At 43.4% G+C, this 21,682-nt stretch carries 22 protein-coding genes; 18 read left to right on the top strand and 4 right to left on the bottom strand.

Annotated features, from left to right (window positions below; translation table 11 throughout):
- Positions 1-234: 234 nt before the first annotated feature.
- Both ACHFJ9_RS01135 and galE read left to right on the top strand, forming a co-directional pair.
- Positions 235-2,193, top strand: coding sequence for a diguanylate cyclase domain-containing protein (locus ACHFJ9_RS01135; RefSeq protein ID WP_395354834.1), 1,959 nt, complete (start codon positions 235-237; stop codon positions 2,191-2,193).
- 54 nt (positions 2,194-2,247) lie between these two features.
- Positions 2,248-3,264, top strand: coding sequence for a UDP-glucose 4-epimerase GalE (gene galE / locus ACHFJ9_RS01130; RefSeq protein WP_301575879.1), 1,017 nt, complete (start codon positions 2,248-2,250; stop codon positions 3,262-3,264).
- Positions 3,265-3,598: 334 nt separating this feature from the next.
- Here galE and ACHFJ9_RS01125 read toward each other — a convergent pair whose 3' ends face one another.
- Positions 3,599-5,680, bottom strand: coding sequence for a TonB-dependent hemoglobin/transferrin/lactoferrin family receptor (locus tag ACHFJ9_RS01125; RefSeq protein WP_395354831.1), 2,082 nt, complete (start codon positions 5,678-5,680; stop codon positions 3,599-3,601).
- A 232-nt stretch (positions 5,681-5,912) separates the two neighbouring features.
- Here ACHFJ9_RS01125 and ACHFJ9_RS01120 point away from each other — a divergent pair, with 232 nt between their 5' ends.
- Positions 5,913-6,800 (top strand): LysR family transcriptional regulator, encoded by an 888-nt coding sequence (locus tag ACHFJ9_RS01120; RefSeq protein WP_005395465.1) that lies wholly within the window; start codon positions 5,913-5,915, stop codon positions 6,798-6,800.
- A gap of 77 nt (positions 6,801-6,877) precedes the next feature.
- Here ACHFJ9_RS01120 and ACHFJ9_RS01115 read toward each other — a convergent pair whose 3' ends face one another.
- Positions 6,878-9,511 carry a GNAT family N-acetyltransferase gene (locus ACHFJ9_RS01115; RefSeq protein WP_395354828.1) on the bottom strand — a complete coding sequence of 878 codons (2,634 nt, stop codon included), beginning with the start codon at positions 9,509-9,511 and terminating at the stop codon, positions 6,878-6,880.
- 236 nt (positions 9,512-9,747) lie between these two features.
- On the opposite strand from ACHFJ9_RS01115, the gene ACHFJ9_RS01110 reads away from it, so the two are divergent.
- The 4 genes from ACHFJ9_RS01110 (at position 9,748) to yciH (ending at position 12,284) form a co-directional block, all read left to right on the top strand.
- A complete protein-coding gene (locus ACHFJ9_RS01110) occupies positions 9,748-10,317 on the top strand; it encodes an SPOR domain-containing protein (RefSeq protein ID WP_005390018.1) in 570 nt (189 codons plus the stop codon).
- Between the two features lie 149 nt (positions 10,318-10,466).
- Positions 10,467-11,456, top strand: coding sequence for a D-alanine--D-alanine ligase (locus ACHFJ9_RS01105; protein ID WP_047010388.1), 990 nt, complete (start codon positions 10,467-10,469; stop codon positions 11,454-11,456).
- A gap of 128 nt (positions 11,457-11,584) precedes the next feature.
- The gene (locus tag ACHFJ9_RS01100; protein ID WP_005395460.1) at positions 11,585-11,971 is read left to right on the top strand and encodes a DUF3319 domain-containing protein; all 387 of its coding nucleotides are present in this window, start codon (positions 11,585-11,587) and stop codon (positions 11,969-11,971) included.
- A gap of 1 nt (position 11,972) precedes the next feature.
- Complete coding sequence (gene yciH, locus ACHFJ9_RS01095) at positions 11,973-12,284, top strand: stress response translation initiation inhibitor YciH (RefSeq protein ID WP_012842285.1); 312 nt, start codon at positions 11,973-11,975, stop codon at positions 12,282-12,284.
- A gap of 210 nt (positions 12,285-12,494) precedes the next feature.
- On the opposite strand, the gene ACHFJ9_RS01090 is transcribed toward yciH, so the two are convergent.
- On the bottom strand, positions 12,495-12,863 hold the full coding sequence (locus tag ACHFJ9_RS01090) for a DUF3693 domain-containing protein (protein ID WP_395354825.1): 369 nt from the start codon (positions 12,861-12,863) through the stop codon (positions 12,495-12,497).
- 123 nt (positions 12,864-12,986) lie between these two features.
- On the opposite strand from ACHFJ9_RS01090, the gene ACHFJ9_RS01085 reads away from it, so the two are divergent.
- The 11 genes from ACHFJ9_RS01085 to ACHFJ9_RS01035 all read left to right on the top strand — a co-directional run bounded on the left by ACHFJ9_RS01085 (position 12,987) and on the right by ACHFJ9_RS01035 (position 21,227).
- A complete protein-coding gene (locus ACHFJ9_RS01085; protein ID WP_080540067.1) occupies positions 12,987-13,259 on the top strand; it encodes a hypothetical protein in 273 nt (90 codons plus the stop codon).
- A 2-nt stretch (positions 13,260-13,261) separates the two neighbouring features.
- Positions 13,262-13,477 (top strand): hypothetical protein, encoded by a 216-nt coding sequence (locus tag ACHFJ9_RS01080; protein WP_005488200.1) that lies wholly within the window; start codon positions 13,262-13,264, stop codon positions 13,475-13,477.
- A complete protein-coding gene (locus ACHFJ9_RS01075) occupies positions 13,461-14,609 on the top strand; it encodes a replication initiation factor domain-containing protein (protein ID WP_273992008.1) in 1,149 nt (382 codons plus the stop codon). The genes ACHFJ9_RS01080 and ACHFJ9_RS01075 overlap by 17 nt, the downstream gene beginning before the upstream one ends.
- A 3-nt stretch (positions 14,610-14,612) precedes the next feature.
- Positions 14,613-14,966: a DUF1293 family protein gene (locus tag ACHFJ9_RS01070; RefSeq protein ID WP_017822035.1), complete on the top strand. Its 354-nt coding sequence runs from the start codon at positions 14,613-14,615 to the stop codon at positions 14,964-14,966.
- An 11-nt stretch (positions 14,967-14,977) separates the two neighbouring features.
- Positions 14,978-15,223, top strand: a complete 246-nt coding sequence (locus ACHFJ9_RS01065) for a hypothetical protein (RefSeq protein ID WP_017822034.1) — start codon at positions 14,978-14,980, stop codon at positions 15,221-15,223.
- Between the two features lie 10 nt (positions 15,224-15,233).
- Positions 15,234-15,467, top strand: a complete 234-nt coding sequence (locus ACHFJ9_RS01060) for a major coat protein (protein ID WP_015975175.1) — start codon at positions 15,234-15,236, stop codon at positions 15,465-15,467.
- A 131-nt stretch (positions 15,468-15,598) separates the two neighbouring features.
- Positions 15,599-17,128 (top strand): methyl-accepting chemotaxis protein, encoded by a 1,530-nt coding sequence (locus tag ACHFJ9_RS01055; RefSeq protein ID WP_395354820.1) that lies wholly within the window; start codon positions 15,599-15,601, stop codon positions 17,126-17,128.
- Between the two features lies 1 nt (position 17,129).
- Positions 17,130-17,444 carry a DUF2523 family protein gene (locus tag ACHFJ9_RS01050; protein ID WP_274024933.1) on the top strand — a complete coding sequence of 105 codons (315 nt, stop codon included), beginning with the start codon at positions 17,130-17,132 and terminating at the stop codon, positions 17,442-17,444.
- The gene (locus ACHFJ9_RS01045) at positions 17,441-18,583 is read left to right on the top strand and encodes a zonular occludens toxin domain-containing protein (RefSeq protein ID WP_395354818.1); all 1,143 of its coding nucleotides are present in this window, start codon (positions 17,441-17,443) and stop codon (positions 18,581-18,583) included. Before ACHFJ9_RS01050 ends, ACHFJ9_RS01045 begins: the two co-directional genes overlap by 4 nt.
- Positions 18,584-18,941: 358 nt before the next feature.
- On the top strand, positions 18,942-19,850 hold the full coding sequence (locus ACHFJ9_RS01040) for a hypothetical protein (RefSeq protein WP_069501733.1): 909 nt from the start codon (positions 18,942-18,944) through the stop codon (positions 19,848-19,850).
- 63 nt (positions 19,851-19,913) lie between these two features.
- The gene (locus ACHFJ9_RS01035; RefSeq protein ID WP_395354816.1) at positions 19,914-21,227 is read left to right on the top strand and encodes a deoxyguanosinetriphosphate triphosphohydrolase; all 1,314 of its coding nucleotides are present in this window, start codon (positions 19,914-19,916) and stop codon (positions 21,225-21,227) included.
- A 38-nt stretch (positions 21,228-21,265) separates the two neighbouring features.
- Here ACHFJ9_RS01035 and ACHFJ9_RS01030 read toward each other — a convergent pair whose 3' ends face one another.
- Positions 21,266-21,631 carry a phage protein gene (locus tag ACHFJ9_RS01030; protein WP_069501737.1) on the bottom strand — a complete coding sequence of 122 codons (366 nt, stop codon included), beginning with the start codon at positions 21,629-21,631 and terminating at the stop codon, positions 21,266-21,268.
- Positions 21,632-21,682 lie beyond the last annotated feature (51 nt).

Here is a 21,682-nt window from a genome sequence, read left to right as displayed (position 1 = left end):
AAGCGAGGTTTATGATCTGATGGCTGACGAAAAAGATCACTTTAGTCCATAAAGATGTTGCCGTTATTTGAGTTGATCCGAATTTTAAGGTATTTCGTTCCTTTTCCATCCAATTTTTGAGAATTTAAGGTTATTTTGCATTGGCATCGTGTTAATCTTGTCGCCCTTAATGGGTAATAGATTGCATAACAACGCTTCTGTCATTTTTAGTGGTTGTCTGCGACAGGAATACATATGTCATTACGAGCAAAGCTTATTTGGCCAATTTTGGTCTTTATAACGGCTATCTTTGTTATCTCAAAAGGTTATACCTCGTATACTGCATACCAATCGTCTAAGCATGAGTTGGTCGAACAAACGAGAAAGTTGATTAACAATGTTTCTTTCTCAATTAAAGATGCGCTAACGACAAAGAACAAGCAAAAAGCTCAAACTACTCTCATCAACTTTTTAAACCAGCCAAATGTTACGCGGGTCAAACTTTACGACCAAGATGATCAACCTTTCGTTGTTCTTGAAGGAAGTGGGGCATCAGCTCCCGTCCCTAATCAAACTGAAAGAAGCAAGTTACACGCGCTAGGTTATGCCTTATCAGCCAAATTTCTTTATGTTCTAGAACCGATTATTCACGATGGTCGTGTCATTGGCAGTATGAGGGTTACGCTTTCCCATCGTCCAATCATAGAAGCCCAACAATCTTTACTTCAAGATGGTGCTGTACTTCTTCTGTTGCTGTTCGCTGGTGGCACTATCTTTTACATAAGTATCGATAGGCTTGTTCTCAAACCTGTCATAGAACTGAGTCATACGATAGAGAGTGTGACACACGGACAAAATACGGATACTCAAGTTCGCTATTACTCCAAGGATGAAATTGGAGAACTCGCACATTCCTTCAATCAAATGATGAACAAGTTAACAACACGCGAGAAACAGCGGCAACATTCATTAGAAATGTTAGAACAAAAGCGGGCGTTTTCAGAAGAAGTCATTGAATCTATTCAACATGCATTAGTTATTACCGACAACTTCGGGCGTGTTATTTACTGTAATACTGCGACTCGGCAGATATTTCAAAAAAAGTCAGAGGAACTTGAGCATGCCAATATCCGTGATCTAATTAAAACGAAAACACCGAATGAGCTGAGCCAAATCCTAAGTAGGGGGTTAGAATGCGATGACATTCACCTCAAAAATGCAGACAACGAACAGCAGTTGAGTTTAACCAGTCGTCGTTTGTCCACACATGGACACTTATTGTTTTCGATTCAAGATATCACCGAAATTGAAGAGGCCATGAGCAGGCAGCGTGTTGCGGGGCGTGTTTTTGAGAGCAGCCAAGATGGCCTCATCGTTCTTAATCATCGAGGTGTTATCACAATGGCTAACCCTGCGGTCACTAAGTTAGTTGGACTAGAGATGGATCAGCTTATTGGGAAGTCATTTATCCAAACACTTAAGTGGCGCAAGTTGCAGGAAATGATGCCTAGCATCATTGAATCGATAGAAAACTACGGGGTATGGCAAGGGGAAGTTATTGAACAGAACCATCTTGGCCAGTTTGTGCCGATGTTTGCAAGGGTTAATCGTATCGTTAAGTGTGAAGACAATGGGTTCTACGACCTAGTCATTGTTCTTACCGATCTTTCTGGTGCAAAAGAGATGGAACGACTTGAGTACTTAGCTCATCACGATGCACTAACGGGGTTAGCGAATCGCTCCAAGTTCCATTTAGAGTTGGAAGAATTAGTACAACGGTCGGGATACTTACGTGACGAATTTGCGGTGCTTTACCTCGATCTCGATGGTTTTAAAGAGGTTAATGATACCTATGGCCATGACGCAGGTGATGAAGTTCTGAAAAAAGTCGCCGAGCGTCTAACATCTGCGACTCGACATAGTGATTTAATCGCAAGACTTTCGGGTGATGAATTTGTCATGTTGGTTAATCCTGCCAACCAAAAAGTCGTCACCCGAATTGCAGAACAACTGCTCGAAAGCGTATGCACACCAATCAAGTACAAAGGTAACTCGCTCAAGGTTGGCGTTAGCATCGGCGTAAAATTGGTCGGTGTTAATGAGCGAGATGCCACTCGAGTGTTAAAAAGTGCAGATACTGCAATGTATCAAGCTAAAAAAGCCGGAAAAGGCCAAGCAATATTAATGGGATGCGAATTGCAGGAGACAGTTTAAATCGTAACGTCAAAGCTTTAAACTAAACCCATTCGCGTCAAAAGGAATGATAAAATGAAAGTACTTGTTACGGGTGGTATGGGCTATATTGGTAGCCATACATGTATTCAAATGATCGAAGCTGGTATGACGCCAGTGATTCTAGATAACCTGTACAACAGTAAGTCTACGGTCTTAGATCGCATTGAAAAGGTATGTGGCGTAAAGCCAACCTTTATTCAAGCCGATATCAGAGATAAATCGACAATGGTAGAGGTTCTAAAATCGCACGATATCGAAGCGGTTATCCATTTTGCAGGTTTAAAGGCCGTCGGTGAGTCCGTAGCAAAGCCTCTAGAGTATTATGACAACAATGTGAATGGCACTTTGGTATTGGTTGATGCAATGCGCGAAGTTGGAGTTAAATCGTTGGTATTTAGCTCCTCAGCAACTGTCTATGGCGATCCTGCTTCTGTTCCAATCACAGAAGACTTTCCAACTAGCGCAACTAACCCTTATGGACGCAGTAAATTAATGGTGGAAGAATGTTTAACGGACTTCCAAAAAGCGAATCCAGATTGGAGCATCACACTTCTTCGTTACTTTAACCCTGTAGGTTCACATCCAACTGGTGAGTTAGGTGAAGATCCTCAAGGTATTCCAAATAACCTAATGCCGTTTGTTTCTCAAGTTGCGGTGGGCCGCCGAGAGTTCCTCTCTGTATTCGGTAGCGACTACCCAACGAAAGATGGCACCGGCGTGCGTGACTACATTCATGTGATGGACTTATCCGATGGTCACGTCGCTGCTTTGGAAAAAGTAGGTAACAAAGCTGGGCTTCATGTCTACAACCTTGGCACTGGCAATGGCTACAGTGTGCTTGAAATGGTGAAAGCATTTGAAACTGCAAGTGGTAAAGATGTTCCATACCAACTTGTTGAACGTCGTCCAGGCGATATTGCTGAGTGTTGGGCTGATCCATCAAAAGCAATGAATGAGTTAGGTTGGAAAGCGTCTCGTACTCTAGAAGAAATGACGGGGGATACATGGCGTTGGCAATCTAACAACCCTCAAGGTTATCCAGACGCCTAATTTTGATTTACATAATAATAACAAAAAGACGCATAATTGCGTCTTTTTTGATCCAAATCGGAAAAAATCGTAAATTACTGGTTAAAAGGTAGCAAGTCTATATAGAGCTGTTAAACTATGTCCGACTCTTAATTTGGGTTATAAATTTTCTCATAGCTATTGGGGTAGTTCATGGAACTCGGTCTGATCATCACTTTTATCATTGCAGCAGCAGTAATGGTGAAAAAAGAGATGGCAAAACAGTAAACTTTCATTTTTCATACTTTTCTTTACATTTTTGAAATGAAAGCCATAAAAAAAGCCAGCATTACGCTGGCTTTTGTGTTTTTAAGGTTTAGAACTCGTATTTAGCTGTAATTGACCAGTTCCGCCCAGCTTGAGTCAGATCTTTGTTTTCTGTCTGAAGGTCACGCACATCATTCCAATTGTAGTACTCTTCATCTGTTACGTTGAACATACCTGCTCGCAACGTAAGGTCTTTAATAGGTTTGTAGTACGCGGTGATATCTACAACCGTAGCTGCGGAGATAGGCAACACTTTATCGTCATTTATGTCGCTTTTATCTTTAGATGCGGTGTAGTTAATGGTTAACGTGGTTCCCCAGTTTTGTTCTGAATCGTAATTAAAACCAGCGACAAGGTTCCAAGGGTTAACACTGTTTAGTGGATTATTGTTTCCATCTTCACCTTCCGTATACGCCGCTGCTACACGAGAGCTAAATCCTTCGATTGGCATGAACTTGTTCCACGAAAGTTGGTTTGAAAACTCAATTCCTTTAATTGTCGCTTTGCCAATATTTACGTACTGCAGAATCGCAGGGTCAGTCACAGGAGTCCAAGTGCCAGAGACGGTTTTACTTTCGATGAAGTTGTCGTAATCGCTGTAGAAAACTGACACTTCACTGCTAGAAATGTCATTATTATGTCGCCAACCAAATTCGTACGAAATGCTGTCTTCTGCTTTTAAATCAGGATTTGGCTTAAAAATATAGCCATGCATTGGGTTGCCGAAGGAGTAGTACAACTCTTGGAAATCTGGAGCACGGAAACCTTGGCTGATTTGCGCGAATAAACGATGTTGTTCATTAAGCTTATAAACAGAACCTAAGCGGCCTGTAAATGCAGAATCAGAAAACTTTTTGTAGTCGCTAGCCGCGTTACCACTTGGGTTGCTGCTTGTGTCACCTGGATCGGTTTCAAATGCATCCCACCGTACGCCCGGGGTAATCGTAAAGTTACCTACCGTAATTTCGTCTTGTAAAAAGAGCCCGTAACGACGCTCGCTCGCAGAAGGGATATAGAAAATTTCTTTGTTTCCGCTTGCACTGTTGTACTCTTTGTTAACGTTCTTAATGTCTTTATCACTGAAGGATGCACCGTACACAAAGTAATGCTCTGTACTACCAAGCATGAGATATTTGTCGAACTGAGAATCAAACTGGTAGCCTTCATCCTCGTAGATGTAGTCTTTACGTTGGTTATTCTGACCTTTAACACGATCAGTAATGCCGTTTTCTTCTTTGCTAAGCCAATCTAGTTGCCAGGTAAGGGAGTCCGCTGCGGCCGTTTGCATCTCCCAAATATGTTTTATACCAACTTGATATTGTTCTGTTACATCTTCACTTGTTGCATTAGTATAACCGTTGTAAGACTGCTTTCCGTTGCCTTTGTTGCGAATATAATTCCCATTGAACTCAACACGATGTGCATCATTGAGTTGGTACTGAAGCTTAACCAGTAAGTTGTTCGCTTCTGTATCTGCATCTGCTAGATCTCCAAAGTTATCCAGTTCATTGCCGTCGCGACGCGTATAAGCAAGTAAAGATTCCAAATCACCAATTTTGTGCGCTAATGCCACAGATTCACTGAATGTATTGTCTTCGGAAGAGTAGTTGAACTTCGCATGGCCACCAAAGTTACGACCCTTAAGGACATCAGCCGGATCTTTGGTTTCAAATGCAACAATGCCACCAATTGCGTCAGAACCATGTAGAGACGATGTTGCACCTTTTACAATTTCAACCGCTTTTATTAGGTCGGTATCAACGTTAACGCGAGCAGAGTTAATGAACGTATTCCCTGATTCGAACTGGTTACCTTGAGATACGCCGTCCACAAGAACTTTAATTCGATTGCCTTCGATGCCACGGATATTGATACTCTGGACACCTTGGCGAGAGTTTGTCTTAACCGTGACTCCTGGCGTGTACTCAAAGAGGTCATCTAAGCCAGTGACCATGCTTTCTTCGATGTTCTTATCAGTAACGACCGCAACAGAAGCAGCAGTGTCTTCGATTTGGCTATTAGTACGAGTCGCAGTCACGACCACTTCATTGAAGGTTGAATGATCTTCAGCGTAGGCACCTTGGGATAGTGCAATCAGAATAGAGGCTGACAAAATGGTTTTTTTATACATTGGCTTCAATACCTTAGATCCATAATAGGTAACAACAAACGGGATACTAATAGATCTAAATAATAATTACTATCATTACCATTGTTATTTGTGGTTTTATCTTGAGTAGAACTCTTAGGTTATGAGCATTTCTAGTCTTTAGTTATCAGTGTGTTATATTGTTTAACGTTAGTTCTTGATAAGATCATCCAAATACAATCAATGTGACAAAAATCACATTAAGAGAGGCCATGTGCAGAGTCCAATTACGTTAGAAGCGCTCCATATTCTGGATGCCATTGACCGAAGAGGGAGTTTTGCAGCTGCTGCGAATGAGTTAGATAGAGCCCCGTCATCACTGAGTTATCAGATCCAGAAACTCGAGCAAGACTTAGACATCATTATCTTCGATCGCTCTGGTCACAAAGCCCATTTTACTGAAGCAGGAAAGCTCATCCTTGAAAGAGGACGAGCCATTTTACAAGCCAGTGAAAAGTTAGTGAATGATGCAACGTTATTGGCGAATGGCTGGGAACTGGATATTACCATTGCCTTTGATGGCATTATTCCTATATCCAATTTCTTCCCTATGGTTGATGCATTGGCTGAAGTAAGCTCAACACGAGTCAGACTGCAAGAAGAGATCTTGGCTGGTAGCTGGGAATCGCTGAATACAGGTAGAGCGGATTTACTGATTTGCCCATCACTGGATACACTTCCTCAAGAAGTCAAATCAGAAAAAATTGGTAAGATGAGCATGTTTTGGGTAGCGGCAGCTGATCACTATGTGCACAAGCGTAGTGGTAAGTTTGATGAGGCGGCGCGAGAAAAGTACCGAATTATTGCCATTGCAGACACTGCACGCGAACAACCTGCGCTCTCAATTAATATCATTCAAAAACAACCTCGCTTGACCGTCACCAACTTTACGGCAAAAGTAGATGCGCTCACTGCAGGTTTAGGCATTGGTACGTTACCAAGCCAAATTGCACAACCTTTGATTGATAGTGGCGTATTGAAGCGAATCGAAGGTACAGAAGAGCAGCCGATGGATATTATCTTAGCATGGCGCCGAAATACCATGGGTGAGGCGAAATCCTGGTGTATTCAATACTTGAAAAAGAATTGGAAACTAAAGTAACAACGTAACTTTTACTTCTTAGGTTCCCATTGATTATCGAATGTAAGAAGTAAAAGTCATCGCTAATGCTGCGCTTTTCAATTTAAAGGGAGCACCATATCTGCCGTACCATCGGCAAACTGAACATCGACTTCAAATCCCAGGTTTTGAGCTAACATCAACATCCCTCTGTTTGTAGGCATGGTCATTCCAGACATTTGCTTTGTGCCTTTAATCTTGCAATAGCTGATAATTTTCTGCATCAGCACTTTACCTAAGCCTTTTCCTTTCAAATCTGAACGAACCAAAATAGCAAACTCAGCATCACTATTATCTGGTGTAATCAATGCGCGGGCTACGCCTATGATAGACGGTCCGTCGGTATTAAACGCTACCGCAACAAACGCCATTTCGCGGTCATAGTCGATTTGAGTGAAGTTTGCCAAAGCCTCATGGTTGAACTCACCAACCTCAGAAAAGAAACGCTTATAGAGATCTTCTTTCGATACGCTATTAATGAATTGAGCATGCAGCGGCTCATCTTCAGGCAGGATAGGGCGAAGCAGGATAGGTTGGCCATCTCGAAGCGTTACAGTTTCGACAAATTCTGCCGGGAAAGGACGAATCGCCAGACGTTTTTGCGCATCTCCCTCGTATTTGCATAGTGTGATGTCCGCATCGAGGATAGTTAAATCGCTTCCCGACACCAATACTGGATGGATATCCAGTCTTTGTATTTCTGGCAACTCAACCGCCATTTGGGAGATACGAACTAAGAATTTCGACAACTCACTAATATCGAGCGCATCTTTTTGTTTCTGCAGGCGAATCTTTCCAGACTTTAAAGCGACAACGACAAGGTAGCGCGCAAGCGTCATGTTCAAAGGAGGAAGTGCAGCGACGGCATCTTGGGCGATATTCCACTCCGAGCCGCCTTGACCAAGCAAGATCACAGGTCCAAAGACCTTATCTACTGCAATACTAATCCGTAGCTCTTCAGCGCTGCCGAGCTTTGCCATACCTTGTACCAACAGACCGTGTACATTGGCAGAAGGGTAACTTAGCTTTACGGTATCTAGAATGGATAGCGCTGCGTTGGAAACTTCTCGACTGTTTCTTAAATTCAGGGCGACACCGTGTACATCCGATTTATGAGGAATATCTGGAGATCGCAACTTAACCGCAACAGGGTATCCGATATTTTCTGCCATATGCACGGCTTCAATTTCGTCAGATGCAATCCATGTTGGCAGAACATTAAACCCGAACAGCTTAAATAATGGGCTGGTTTGATGCGTATCCAAGGTAACTGTATTTTTATCCAGTAGTCGTTCATTTACCCATTCTTTTGCAGAACTCACACTTCCAGAGTGCAATGGCTCAGCCGTCGTTGGCGTTTCCATTAATTGCTTCTGGTTTCGCTGATACTCAACCAGGTGCATGTATGCAACGACCGCACTTTCCGGCGTTCGATAGGTTGGAATGCCAGCTTGAGTAAATGCCAGTCGTGCCTCTCTCGACGTTTGTTCTCCTGACCAGTTGGTCAAGATATTAAAATGCTTATGCCGAGGGTGAGCCTTGATCGCCTCAATAACAGCTTGAGCAGTTTCAAGAGGGTCGGAAACCGCAGAAGGACTATGCATAATCAAGATCGCATCTGCACAGTCGTTATTCATCAGTGCGTTAATGGTATCAATGTAGCGTTTTTTTGTTGCGTCACCAGACAGATCAATCGGATTTCGAGCGCGCCAGTTGGACGGGAGTGCAGTTTGTAATTGCTCAATGGCAGCGTCATCAAGTGTTGCGAGCTGGCCACCACGTTCAATCAAAGTATCAACGGACATAACAGCAGGGCCGCCGCCATTGGTGACGATCGCTAAACGCTCTCCACGAAGTGGCACAGAATGCGTGAGTGTTTCTACCGCAGCGAATAGCTCATGCGTATTGCTGACTCGTAACATACCAGTTCGACGGATGGCAGAATCGTAAATTACATCAAGCGTATCACCATCTTGCTGTTCGAAAGTATTCATCTCTTTAGAGCGGCCCGCTTTTAATACCAATATACGGCGGTTCCGTGAAGCAGCTCGCGCAGCAGACATAAATCGCCGAGCATCCTGGATATTATCCACATAAAGCAGAATAGCTTCCGTATTCCCATCCATACTTAAGTAGTCAAGCAAATCTGCAAAATCGATATCCTGTCCGCGTCCAATCGAAATGAACGAAGAAAAGCCAATATTCTTATCATTTGCCCAGTCTAACACTGTGGTACAAACCGCCGCAGATTGTGAGATGAACGCAATTTTTCCGGGCTTAGCCGCAACAGGAGAAAACGTGCAGTTAAAATTGTGCCAAGGCAAGATAATACCTAAGCTGTTTGGTCCTAAAACTCGAATATTCAATGATGAAATATTTAAAGGCTGGGCGTCATCAGAGATAACAATCGCAAACGGTGTGCCTCTCTCATCTAACTCTTTAAGCAGTTGCTCGTTGCGTGAAACGTTCGTACATAAAATCGCAATATCTGGCGTATAGGGTAGGGAAGCCACATCCGGGTAGGCTATAACTCCGGATACCGCTTTGTATCGCGGCGTTACTGGCATAATCGCGCCACCAAACCCACTTTGTAGAAGGTTGCGCATAACTACATGTCCTGCTCGCAATGCTTTTTGAGATGCCCCAATAACGGCCACAGAGTTGGGTTTAAAGAGTTTATGTAGTTTATTCATGCTGACTCCTAGCCGTTTGCAAGTAACGTTTGCCTATCGGTTTCATATCAATCATAAACGAATAATTTATTGATAAAACGTCTTCAGACCAGACATTGCATAAAATGTGGGCGATGCTTATGGAGTTTGTGTTATTCATCACATCAAAATCACAGATTATTGTATTTGATGCTTGATAAACGGCCCTGCTATCGGCATGATTTATCGTAATATTTATCCAGAGCATTTGTTACTTCATGAAAAAAATCGCAATCATCGGCTTGTCAGTCCTGCTTTCTGCTTGTGCATCTGAAACTTACATCACAGACGTAACTTCTGAAAGTTATCGAGAGGACTACAAATCAGATCGTATCTCTAAGCCAATTATGGCGTCTGAAAACGCTGTAGTAGAAAAAGACGTACAACCAACTGTTGTGAAAATGACGGCAAAGCCTGAAGAGAAAAAAGTAGTCAAGCTAACGCCAAAAGAGCAGGCGAAGCCAGTTAAGATCGTACCACCGAGTAAAAAGCAAGCAGGCATTCAACGATTCGGCTATACCATTCAAGTCGCGGCTGTGGGTAGCCAAGCGAAAGTCGATCAGTTTGCAAATAAGCTGCCACAGAACGGACAGCCAATTTGGGAAAACTACAAAGTCGTCAACGGTACTAAGTGGTTCTCAGTTTTATACGGAGACTACGCAACAAGCGCGGAAGCCAAGCAAGCGATTTCGACTTTGCCTGCTCAATTTCAGCAGTTAAGACCATTTGTTAAAAGCATTGACGCCATTAAAAACTCAGCTTACCCAACGCTTAACAAATTAAACTAACACATCAAATAAGGGAGCGAATAGCTCCCTTATTTATTTGTTCAAATCCTACTCGAACAAAATTCCTCACACTAAAATTACTGTACGTCACACTTCAAAGGTTTATCATAATAAATAGTATCTTTTGTAGGTCACGGAAAGATTGATTCATGATTAAAAATATTCTTCTACTATGCGGCGGCGGCTCTTCTGAGCACGAGATTTCATTATTGTCTGCAAACTTTGTCGAACAACAATTAAATCTTATTGAAGACGTTCACGTTACACGCGTAGAAATTAAAAACGAAGGTTGGATGACCAACCAAGGTGAGTTGGTTTACTTGGATCTCAATACCAAGCAGTTGTGCTCAAGTGAATCTAATCAAACCATCGATTTCATTGTGCCTTGTATACATGGTTTTCCAGGCGAGACAGGTGATATTCAATCTCTGTTTGAAATCGCAGGCATTCCTTACCTTGGTTGCGGGCCAGAAGCAAGTAGCAATAGCTTCAATAAAATCACATCTAAGCTTTGGTACGACGCTATCGGCATTCCCAATACGCCTTACTTATTCTTAACGCGCAACGATGAAGAAGCTCATGCTCAAGCTCATAAAGCGTTTGAAAAATGGGGAAAAGTCTTTGTCAAAGCCGCTCGTCAAGGGTCATCTGTTGGATGTTACAGCGTAACAGAAAAAGATAAACTTTCCAATGCAGTAAATGATGCGTTTGGGTTTTCTGACCAAGTGTTGGTTGAAAAATCAGTAAAACCACGAGAGCTTGAAGTTGCTGCATATGAGATGAATGGCCAGCTGCACATAACGAAGCCAGGCGAGGTTATTGCCCCTGACGGTGCTTTTTACTCGTACGATGAAAAGTACAGCAGTTCAAGTCACTCGCTCACCGAAGTTGAAGCGAAGAATCTAACTCAAGCACAATTAGATGCAATCCAGCACGCATCTGAGAGGGTATTTAAGCAAATGAATCTTCGCCATTTGTCTCGTATCGACTTTTTCTTAACGGAAGATGATGAGATTTACTTAAACGAAGTAAACACATTCCCAGGTATGACTCCGATCTCGATGTTCCCTAAAATGCTTCAAAATAACGGGCACAAATTCCATGAGTTCTTGGAAGATTGTATAAACAGTGCAAAGTGATTAACGTTATAGAGGCGCGTTTTATGATAGAAATTGTTTTCTAGAGCAAGGTTTATTCAAGCCGTATTTGAATATTGCTCAGTAGCAATTATGATTATATCAACGCATTAAACAGATGACTCAGTGGTATGGCGATTTCAAACTATAGAGGTTTTAACCTGCAGTCAGGCGGACCAGATGGCAGTATTTGGAAGGTTAAAATCAAGAACCACGTCTTACAAGGTAGTTTGACGGCGGTAAAGAAAAGCATTGATTGGTGGTGCGATACCGCATCAATTATTGATCCCAAAGAGTTTGCCGCCCTTGGACAAAGAGCGCAGCAAGTTGGTGGTGCAAAATCAGAAGTCTTTAACGGTTATACGATTCAAAATGATACAGGTCAGCCCAACTCTTGGTACTGTATGTTTAATGGTAAACTGATTAAGGGTAGTAAAACTGCTATTCAACGTCATATCGAAGCTTATTTAGTTGCAAAGCAAAAAGCGATGCAAGCACAACAACAAAAGAAACAATAGAATGACTCTGGTATATTCAACAGAAACCGGTCGAATTAAGCCGGAAGAAGAAAAAACATCTCGCCCTAAAGGCGACGGTATTGTACGAATTCAGCGCCAAACGAAAGGCCGTAAGGGTAAAGGTGTATGCATCGTGACAGGTTTAGACTTGGATGATGCACCTTTAAAATTATTAGCTGCAGAGCTCAAAAAAGTCTGCGGCTGTGGTGGCTCGGTAAAAGATGGCAATATCGAAATTCAAGGTGATGCTAGAGACAAGATCAAAGCGCATCTTGAAAAGAAAGGCATGACAGTCAAATTAGCCGGTGGCTAATTTACATTAAGGAAAACTCAGAATGGCGTCTAAAAATAGACGCCATTTTTTATTTTGGTAAGTAATACGCTAATTGAAGAACAAGCAATCGCAGATTGATAGATCGATATTAGCTATTTTATGGTAAATAGCTATTATGTTTAATACTCACAAATTCACAGGGGAATAGGAGCGCTCATTGGCTACATTTGGCGTACGAGCACGTTCAATTTAACATAATATACATAATGCGCACTGTAATAGTGATTCTTTAGGACTTGCAATCACTAAGGCTAATCCAGCACAAGCCATTGAAATGCTTGATAATCCAAGTCCGTTAAACTTTTTTCCTATGTTCTGCCATAGTGTCTGCGCTTCGTGCGTTTTTGCTTTATCCATCGCTAAGCCAATCAGAGCCTTTTCTTTGTCTTCACCGATAGCTTCGGCAAGCATAAGTATCTGATTTTCTTTTAAATACGTTCTTCCTTTACGCACATCAGTAAGCATTTGAGGACTTATGCCTAAGTCTGGCGCGATTTGTTTGTATTGCACGTAGTTCATCTGCTCTTTATAAGCGTCAATGAGCTTGTTTGTGTACATTTTCCAATCCTGCCTTTCAATTTCTTTTCTTGATTCTAGCTTATATGTACGGAATTTATCGTATTTACACTATGAAAAATCTCGTATTAACTATACGAAATATTTCGTACTGGAGTCGCCTAAATGGAACGCAATAAACCACTTGAGCTTTTATGTATGTTAGCTGGGCTCCTAGCTATTGCGTTTGTCTTCTATGGACGCGCGAATTTTGACGTTCCTGCGAGCTCTTATGCTCAAGCTCAGCGTTGGATTGAAGAAAATCCATCCGCTACTTCAATGCTTAACGAGTTCATGAGCGACGGCAAGCTGACACAAAACGAATTTGATGATCTTCGCGTTTACATCAAAAACGCACCAAAGCGCGCTCTTCTTTCAAAAATCGCTGAGGCTCAATAATCATGAACGAAGCTCAAATCATCTATTACGACTTGCTGCCTGACTACACGGTTTCTGTGTTGGTCAAAGGTTGCGACGAATGGGATTTGCTTAAATCCATGTCTCATCTTGAGTCTTGGGCTTCGTCTCAGTTCGCTTCTTATGAGTTGGTGTCCATCACCAACACGACCGTTGAACAACGTATCAATATGGGGGTGTTCGATGACTACTGCAACTAACATCCTTAAAAGTTTCGATGAGCAAAGCGTTCATATTGATTACCTGTGTTTTACGTTTGCCGTGAAAGACTTACGTCATTGTCATGATGCGGTTCGTCGATTGCACAAGCATGAGGAATACAAAGGCTTTGCCAAATCTGGACTGTTACAGCGTCACTTCCGTGCACCTAAGTTCCCTGCTCCACCTGTGTTTAATCCGACGGTCGCTCAGACTTCCGATGAGATTGATGCGTACAACAAAGCGTTTGATATCTGCTATCGCAATTACTTGGAAGATTGCTTGCGTATCTTCACCAATCAAGTGCTTGGTTTGTCGCTGTCTGCACCTCGTGGTTTGGGTTTCCAGTTCTACACCGAATCCATGAAACTGACTTCGCCAGATGGTGAGGACTTCTGCGGCTTCGTTGGTATCGGCGGTAACAATGACACGGTGCATTTCCAAATCAACGGAACGGGATGCAAGCATGTATTTGCCCGTCGTCCTACGTGGTCGCTACATGACTGGCTGACCAATGTGCTTGGTGTGCAAACTTTGGCGCGTGTTGACTTGGCCTATGACGATTACGACGGGATTTTTGATTGCGAATACGCTTACAAGGCGTGGCGTGACGACTGTTTCCGCACCGCTGAACGTGGTCGTGGCCCTGTGCTTCATGAAGATATGACCATTGCCAGTATCGGCAAAGATGGCAAACCGATTTACACCAAAGAGCAATACTCGATTGGTTCGCGTACCTCGCGCATTTACTGGCGTATCTACAACAAGGCTCTTGAGCAGAAACTCGCGAACACGGGTCTTGTCTGGTACCGCTCTGAAGTCGAGCTGAAAAAATGGAATGTTGATGTGTTGCTGAATCCAGCTGGCGCGTATGCCGCGCTCAATGATTTTGCTGCATCAATTTCTACCGCTAAGAAATTCAATACCAAACCCGTCCCGACTAAACGCGCGGCGTTAGACCTGTTGGCCTCTGCGCACTGGATGCGCCGCCAGTACGGGAAAATCCTTAATTCACTTATCGAGTTCCATGAGGGCGACATTGAAACCGTCGTCGGTTCCCTTGTCCGTGATGGAACGAAATTCACCTTCCCCGATACCTACGGCAAGTTGGTGACTCACATATTGGAGACTTAACAAATGGCTAAATCCGTTTTTGTACTTGGCATGGATATCACTTGGAACTCAGCACGTGGTGACAGTGCTCAACTGAACGTGTCACGACCTCTACGTGAAATCAACTCAGAGAAATTCAAACGCCGCACTATCGGGGAATCCGGTGATGTGAACCCACAGTGGGATCAACCGTTGATGATTGATCATCAATACGCCCTATTACTTGAACGTACGGGCGCCCTCGTTCCTCGCCGTGAATACCAATTGCGTTTGGAGATTAACCCAGACGATCCATTGGCAGGTGCCATTGTGACAGAACTCATCCCTGTGGATGACGACATCAAGAAACATTTTGAAGCCTCGTTAAAGGCTAAATAAGGAATTTCGTTATGCCTGTGTGTGCTTTACCTAACGCGGACGGTTTTCTCGCTGTCGTTCCTGACATTGAAGCGGCTTCATGCCGTGGTTATGTCATGGTCACGGCTCAAGAATATGACACGTTAATGAGCTACACACAGCTGACTCCAGGAGAGATATCTCAAGCGTTCGGCTTGGGTTTCACCTTGGTGTTCGTTGGCGGATATCTCTCAACTTACGCCATCAAGATGGCAATACGTTTAATAAAACTACTTTGAGGAATCTGTTATGAAACGTCTAAACGCGCTTAAAAAGTTCGGTAAACAAGCGGCGGCAACCGTCACTGTTGCGGTGCTTTCTGTCCCTGCTATGGCGGCGGAAGGTGGTGCAGCTGACCCGTTCTCCGCTATCGACTTATCTGGTGTGGCAACCAAAATCGGCGCGGCAGGTCTGGTGATTGTCGGCATTACTATGGCTTACAAATCCATCACTCTTGCTAAGCGTGCTGTGAACAAGGCTTAAGTTTATGTTGGCCGTTCTCCACGATGTCCAACTCATCGTCTTTGTGCTTTTGGGTGGCATTGCCGGATACGTGGCCAGCCAAAACTTTAGAGGATAAGGGGGCTTCGGTCCCCTTTTTTAATGGTGAAAACGTGAATAAATCACTCTTTTTACTTCTGTTTTCGTGCTTGTTCTTATCACTTAATGCAAGCGCAGTTCAACCAACTTACAGCGCTAGCGATGTTGCCGCTTATCCTAACTGTAACTTGTCCTTGGGTAAGAGGGTTAACCCTTACTCGTATGTCTCTTGTTATGAAAATAAGTTTGTTAACTACAAAGACTTCTATACGAAGTCATGCTCTATAGAGAGTAGTAAATTCTCTTTAATGATTATTTGTAACACAACCAGTCCCAGTTACCCGAGATATCACGCTGCAACGTTTCTTCATCGTACCGCTAAGTGTCCAGCAGACCATGAAAGAATAGAAGATGGTGACGGTTACACCTGTGAGCCTATCGTTCCTGCGTGTGAGTATGGTGAAAACCCTGACGGCACCTGTATGGACGCTTGCCAGTTTAAAAAATTCATTGATGAAACCAAGCTGCTTCAATGGGTGGCGTACGTCTACGGTGAACAAGTTACTGGGGCATGCTATGGCGATTTTGGCGCAACCCGTTGCGAACTAGAACGCATTCCTAGTGATACTACGCTGTGTACGGACGTTGATTCTGGCGAATGGACACAAAACACAATCTGTCATGGAACATTCCAGTTCAAAGGAAATCAATGTGAAGGCGGTACACTCTTCTGGGGTAAAGATGGCCCTGACACCCCTATTATTCCTGATGACCCCATTCATGACCCTGACGACCCAACAGGCGACATCGAAGACCCTAGCGTATTACCTGATGGCTCAACCAATACGGTGAATCCACCGGATACCGACAGTGAGCCAGACGTGGAAGAGCCTGACACTGATGAATCGACAGACACGGCAGTTCTTAAAGCCATTACAGGGATGAATAAGGACGTCAACAAAGCGTTGAATGACATGAACATCGACATCAATCAAGCCAGTGCTGACGTTCAAAACCAAATCATTGCGCTGAACGCGTCGATGGTCACCAACACGCAAGCCATTCAAAAGCAGCAAATCAACGACAACAAGATTTACGAAAACACTAAGGCCCTTATCCAACAAGCGAATGCTGACATCACCACGGCCATGAACAAGAACACCAATGCCATTAATGGTGTGGGTGACGATGTAGAGAAAATTGCAGGGGCAATGGATGGTATCGCGGATGAAGTTTCCGGTATTTCTGACACCTTAGACGGTATCGCGAATACAGATACGTCTGGTGCAGGTACGGGTGGTACGTGTATCGAGTCTCAAAGTTGTACTGGCTTTTATGAGTCGGGCTATCCCGATGGCTTAGGTGGTTTGGTGTCCGGTCAGTTAGATGATCTTAAACACAACACCATCGACAACTTTGTAAACTCGTTTGGTGACCTCGACTTATCCAGTGCCAAGCGCCCTTCTTTCGTGCTCCCTGTGCCGTTCTTCGGTGACTTCAGCTTTGAGGAGCAAATCAGCTTTGATTGGGTGTTCGGTTTTATTCGTGCGGTGCTCATCATGACGTCAGTGTTTGCGGCGCGTCGTATTATTTTTGGAGGTTAATATGGATTGGTTAGTCGATTTATTTAACAAGCTGTTGGTGTTCCTCTATCAGATCTTAATCTCGCTGGTCAACATGCTCAAAGACCTGTTCTTTTGGGCGGTTGAGCAAATCATGGCAATGGTGAATCTGTTGCTCTCTGGTGTGTTCTCCCTATTCGCTCCGGTCGATATGAGCCAGTACATGACCAGTATTCCGCCTACCGTGGCTTGGGTCATGGCGGCGGTCGGCGTGCCCCAATGTCTGTCCATCATTCTGGCCGCTATTACGGTGCGTTTGATGCTGCAATTGATTCCGTTTACGAGGTTAGGTTCATGATATACGCCATAGCAGGAAGACCAGGAGGCGGTAAAACCTATGAGGCGGTTGCCTACCACATTATTCCGGCCATTAAGGATGGCCGCAAAGTCATTACCAATATCACCTTAAACATAGATTGGTTCGTTAAGGTATTTGGTGAAGACGTTCGAGAACTCATCAAAATCGTGGATGGCCGTTTAACGGATTTTGGTTCAACCTCGCGCCCGTTCAGCCAGATTGAAGACTACTCCGACGAATGGCGTAATGAAAAAGGACAAGGGCCACTTTATGTGGTCGATGAGGCGCACATGAGCTTGCCAAGTCGAGGCTTGGCCGCGCCCATTCTAGAATGGTACTCAATACACCGTCACTACGGTGTCGATATCATCTTGCTCACGCAGAACATCCGCAAAGTGCATCGAGACATTAAGGACATGATTGAAGTGACTTACCGATGCACAAAGAACACGGCCATGGGCTCAACCAGCTCTTACACCAAGAAAGTGCAAGATGGTTGTGCCGGTGAAGTGGTGAACACCTCTACCCGGTTTTATAAGTCAGAGTACTTCCCGTTCTATAAGAGTCATTCGCAATCCAACAAGCAAGTGCAGGAAGCCGAAGCAAAAGACATTCGCCCGTTCTGGAAGCGTTGGCCTGTCGTCGGAACGGTGGTGCTGTTATCGCTTGGGTTAGTTTTCAATCTCTGGGCTTGGTGGCCGGAGCCAGAGCAACCGCCCGACCCCGTTAAACCACCACAACCAGCACAAGCGCAGCTGCCTGACGGAACGCCAACGGTAGATACGGCAGAAACCAAAACGAAGAAGAAAAAGAAAGCTTCAGGATTCGGGCCTTTGGAAGACTACGACTTCTATATCACCGGATACGCAAAGCAAATCGCCTACGCCAAACGGCTGAAGTATGCTGCCGAACTCGACCGTGACCTGACGTTCTACAAGATATACATCGATGTGTACGATGGCCGCGACAAGCTATTCAGTTTCGATCATCTGGACTTGGTAAAGATTGGGTATCAGTTCGAAGTGTTGAGCGACTGCGTATATCGAGTGACTTGGGAAGAAACAGAAAGGATCTTCACGTGCGGCCAAAGAGAAAAGCCATCAGACATATTGCAGCAAAACATGCCTGTCCATATCTAGACCGCTCGCCACAGCGTCGAAGCTAGCGCAGTCTGCGTAGACCGAGGAAGCGGAACATGTAGGACACCAAACCTTGGCACTTCCACACCGAACTTAATCATGGGGCTCTATACGAGCCCTTTTTTATTACGTGCGCGGTATTGCGAGCATTTTGGGAGGGGCCCGCTTTGCGGGAGGGACCTAAAAGCGGAGCAAACCCCCGAATCTGTATTACGGGGGTAAATTCCACGATAAACCTAACCTTTATCAAAATCTTCATATTAAAAATCACAAGAACACCAATATGCATCACATGGTAGTGAGTCATGTGTTATATGTAGTCTATCTATTAATAATAAGTTCAATGAATGGTGAAAATATGAGTCAAGAGTTAACTTCAAATTCGCAGATGGATTTGCCAAATGTTCCCGTCAAAATTGGGGAAGTCGATGGAATCAATATGGGGGTATTATCTGATGGAACTCCGTTTCTTTCCGCGCGTGGAGTTTCGAGATTAGTCGGTCAGGCACCGAGTAGCATTATAACATTAGTTTCCAATTGGGATGAAGAGCGCTTAAAACCTAGAGGCGCAAAGATCTCTCAGATTCTAAGAGAGCAAGGGATAGATGATAATAAAATTCATGTCGAAGTAACGCTGAATGGTGTTAAAAACTATGCTATAGACGATGCGGCATGTTTAGCAATACTAGAATACTATGCGTTTGATTCAACCTCGAAAAATCAAGAAGTTGCACAGACAAATTATCGACTATTGGCTAGACGCTCTATTCGTGAGTTTGTATACACAAGCTTAGGCTATGACCCTGCTAATGTTGTTCCAGTTGAATGGAAACATTTTCATGATCGGATGTTATTGAATGAAGTGCCTAGAGGTTATTTCAGTGTTTTCAAGGAAATTGCAGACCTAATGGTCTCTTCTATCCGACAAGGTCTTGTTGTTGATGAACATGTAGTACCAGATATTAGCGTTGGTCAAGCTTGGAGTAAGCATTGGGAAACCTCCGGTTTTGATGATTTATATGGGCAAAGAACCAAGCATCCTCATCACTACCCTGATTATTTTCCACAGTCAAAAAATGGACCAGTCTCTGTCTTTATCTATCCTCTTGCTTCTCTTGGTGAGTTCCGAAGTTGGTTTGAGGCAGTTTACTTACAAGAGAAGTTCAAAACATATATAAGCGGACAAATTAAAAAGAAAGCTATATCTGTATCTAGTGCTGAATTACTTCTTGAAGCAGTTACACCTAAAGAAATTACTAAACACTAAATTTCATCAAATGCGCCTAGTTCTAACACAAATCTAGGGGCTTATTAACATTTGGGCTAAATAATGGACTGGAATCAATTACTTTCAACAAAAAGAGAGCACTCAGCAGAGGCAAGCCATAACGATGATACCTCGCGTTCTGAGTTCCACAAAGATTATGACCGCATTGTATTTTCATCTGCTTTTCGCCGTTTAGGTAGGAAAACACAAGTACACCCTCTGTCGAATCACGATCATATACATACTCGGCTTACGCACTCGATTGAAGTCGGCAGTGTAGGAAGAAGCTTAGGTAACAAAATAGGAGCATTCCTACATTCTAGAGGTGAGTTACCTAGCGAGTACTCGCCTGACGATATTGGTACTATTGTTCAGGCCGCTTGCTTAGCTCACGATATAGGTAACCCACCTTTTGGTCATGCCGGTGAGTTTGCCATTAGACACTGGTTTAAAGAAAATACAGATCTTCTACTACTAACAACAGCTGGCGAACGTTCAGATCTCACAATATTCGAGGGCAACGCTCAAGGTTTAAGGGTTGTATCCAGAGTTGAAGATAATTTAAATGAAGGTGGACTACGCTTAACATATACAACACTAGCATGTTTGATAAAGTACCCCTGGTTCTCAGACAATGCGCTAGCTTCTTCTAAAGGAAAATTTAATTTCTTCCAGTCAGAAAAAGAGCTTGTTCATAAATTGGCAGATGAGCTTGGGCTTTGGCATGGCACAAGTATAATGAGGCATCCACTCTCTTATTTAATGGAAGCTGCTGACGATATCTGTTACAAGATACTAGATATAGAAGATGCATTAGAATTAGGGATGCTTGATTTTAAGCGTGTTGAAAAGATATTTTCACACTTAGCAGGGGCATCCGAAGTTATATCAAGCCCCGTTCCTTCACAACATACGCTAAGAAAAAGAATCGTACCTCTAAGAGCCAAAGCAATCGAAAACTTAATTGAACAAGCTGTTGAAGCTTTCGAAGAGAACTACGATGATATAATGAATGGCAACTTTCAAGGTGACCTAATCGCAAGATTAACAGGCAACGAAAAAATAGGTCTAGATGATGCGAAAGATATAACAACAAACAACATCTTCTTGAGCCGCAGAAAAATAGAATTGGAGCTAGGTGCCTACAGTATTATGGAAACGATTCTAGAATCATTTGTCATTGCGATTAAAGAGTTGCATTCGGAATCCCCTATACATTTCAAATCTAAACGTGTTATCGACTTAATGGGAGCCAACAAAATTACGTCTGAAATGACCGAATACGAGTGTTATATGCGCGTTATGGATATGGTGTCAGGAATGACCGATAATCATGCGGTTCACATAGCCAATCAGTTATCAGGCCGTGCTATATAACTGTTGAAGTTATGAAGGCTCCTCTCGGAGCCTTTTTATTAAACTATTCTCTTCAGTACCCGCGCATATTTCAAAATTTGGTGTGCAATAGCAATATCATTTGATGCACCTAACTCTAATAAGGCGACTCCAACCAAAACTTGCTGCGCAGTAACCAACTGACCAGTTGGAAGCTCTAAGCGATCATGCCGCATTACGAAGTTTTCCCAATCTTCACAAGAGCTCAATTCCCTACCCTTATTCATCCTCATCAAGCGTTTACACTCTGGCGGAATCGATTTTCCCTTATCCCATTCTTTGACCGTTCTCACAGTTTTTAAACAAAGTTTAGCAGCTTCTTCGACGGTTAAACCACATTCAAATTCACGAAAAATATAGTTTTTAGTCATTTCGTGATACTTCATTGAATTGTCCCTCAAAAGAGAGACATTTTATAGGATACGCATATGCAATCG

Source organism: Vibrio sp. D3 (genome assembly GCF_043995865.1).
Taxonomy (GTDB): Bacteria; Pseudomonadota; Gammaproteobacteria; order Enterobacterales; family Vibrionaceae; genus Vibrio; species Vibrio diabolicus.
The sequence above is the reverse complement of the archived record's forward strand: the minus strand, read 5'-3'. Positions and strand labels throughout refer to the sequence as shown.

Excerpts from the sequence above, each read along its gene's own strand:
- ACHFJ9_RS01135 (WP_395354834.1), top strand. The coding sequence starts at position 235 with ATGTCATTACGAGCAAAGCTTATTTGGCCAATTTTGGTCTTTATAACG.
- galE (WP_301575879.1), top strand. The coding sequence starts at position 2,248 with ATGAAAGTACTTGTTACGGGTGGTATGGGCTATATTGGTAGCCATACA.
- ACHFJ9_RS01125 (WP_395354831.1), bottom strand. The coding sequence starts at position 5,680 with ATGTATAAAAAAACCATTTTGTCAGCCTCTATTCTGATTGCACTATCC.
- ACHFJ9_RS01115 (WP_395354828.1), bottom strand. The coding sequence starts at position 9,511 with ATGAATAAACTACATAAACTCTTTAAACCCAACTCTGTGGCCGTTATT.
- ACHFJ9_RS01110 (WP_005390018.1), top strand. The coding sequence starts at position 9,748 with ATGAAAAAAATCGCAATCATCGGCTTGTCAGTCCTGCTTTCTGCTTGT.
- ACHFJ9_RS01105 (WP_047010388.1), top strand. The coding sequence starts at position 10,467 with ATGATTAAAAATATTCTTCTACTATGCGGCGGCGGCTCTTCTGAGCAC.
- ACHFJ9_RS01100 (WP_005395460.1), top strand. The coding sequence starts at position 11,585 with ATGGCGATTTCAAACTATAGAGGTTTTAACCTGCAGTCAGGCGGACCA.
- yciH (WP_012842285.1), top strand. The coding sequence starts at position 11,973 with ATGACTCTGGTATATTCAACAGAAACCGGTCGAATTAAGCCGGAAGAA.
- ACHFJ9_RS01090 (WP_395354825.1), bottom strand. The coding sequence starts at position 12,863 with ATGTACACAAACAAGCTCATTGACGCTTATAAAGAGCAGATGAACTAC.
- ACHFJ9_RS01085 (WP_080540067.1), top strand. The coding sequence starts at position 12,987 with ATGGAACGCAATAAACCACTTGAGCTTTTATGTATGTTAGCTGGGCTC.
- ACHFJ9_RS01080 (WP_005488200.1), top strand. The coding sequence starts at position 13,262 with ATGAACGAAGCTCAAATCATCTATTACGACTTGCTGCCTGACTACACG.
- ACHFJ9_RS01075 (WP_273992008.1), top strand. The coding sequence starts at position 13,461 with ATGACTACTGCAACTAACATCCTTAAAAGTTTCGATGAGCAAAGCGTT.
- ACHFJ9_RS01070 (WP_017822035.1), top strand. The coding sequence starts at position 14,613 with ATGGCTAAATCCGTTTTTGTACTTGGCATGGATATCACTTGGAACTCA.
- ACHFJ9_RS01065 (WP_017822034.1), top strand. The coding sequence starts at position 14,978 with ATGCCTGTGTGTGCTTTACCTAACGCGGACGGTTTTCTCGCTGTCGTT.
- ACHFJ9_RS01060 (WP_015975175.1), top strand. The coding sequence starts at position 15,234 with ATGAAACGTCTAAACGCGCTTAAAAAGTTCGGTAAACAAGCGGCGGCA.
- ACHFJ9_RS01050 (WP_274024933.1), top strand. The coding sequence starts at position 17,130 with ATGGATTGGTTAGTCGATTTATTTAACAAGCTGTTGGTGTTCCTCTAT.
- ACHFJ9_RS01045 (WP_395354818.1), top strand. The coding sequence starts at position 17,441 with ATGATATACGCCATAGCAGGAAGACCAGGAGGCGGTAAAACCTATGAG.
- ACHFJ9_RS01040 (WP_069501733.1), top strand. The coding sequence starts at position 18,942 with ATGAGTCAAGAGTTAACTTCAAATTCGCAGATGGATTTGCCAAATGTT.
- ACHFJ9_RS01035 (WP_395354816.1), top strand. The coding sequence starts at position 19,914 with ATGGACTGGAATCAATTACTTTCAACAAAAAGAGAGCACTCAGCAGAG.
- ACHFJ9_RS01030 (WP_069501737.1), bottom strand. The coding sequence starts at position 21,631 with ATGAAGTATCACGAAATGACTAAAAACTATATTTTTCGTGAATTTGAA.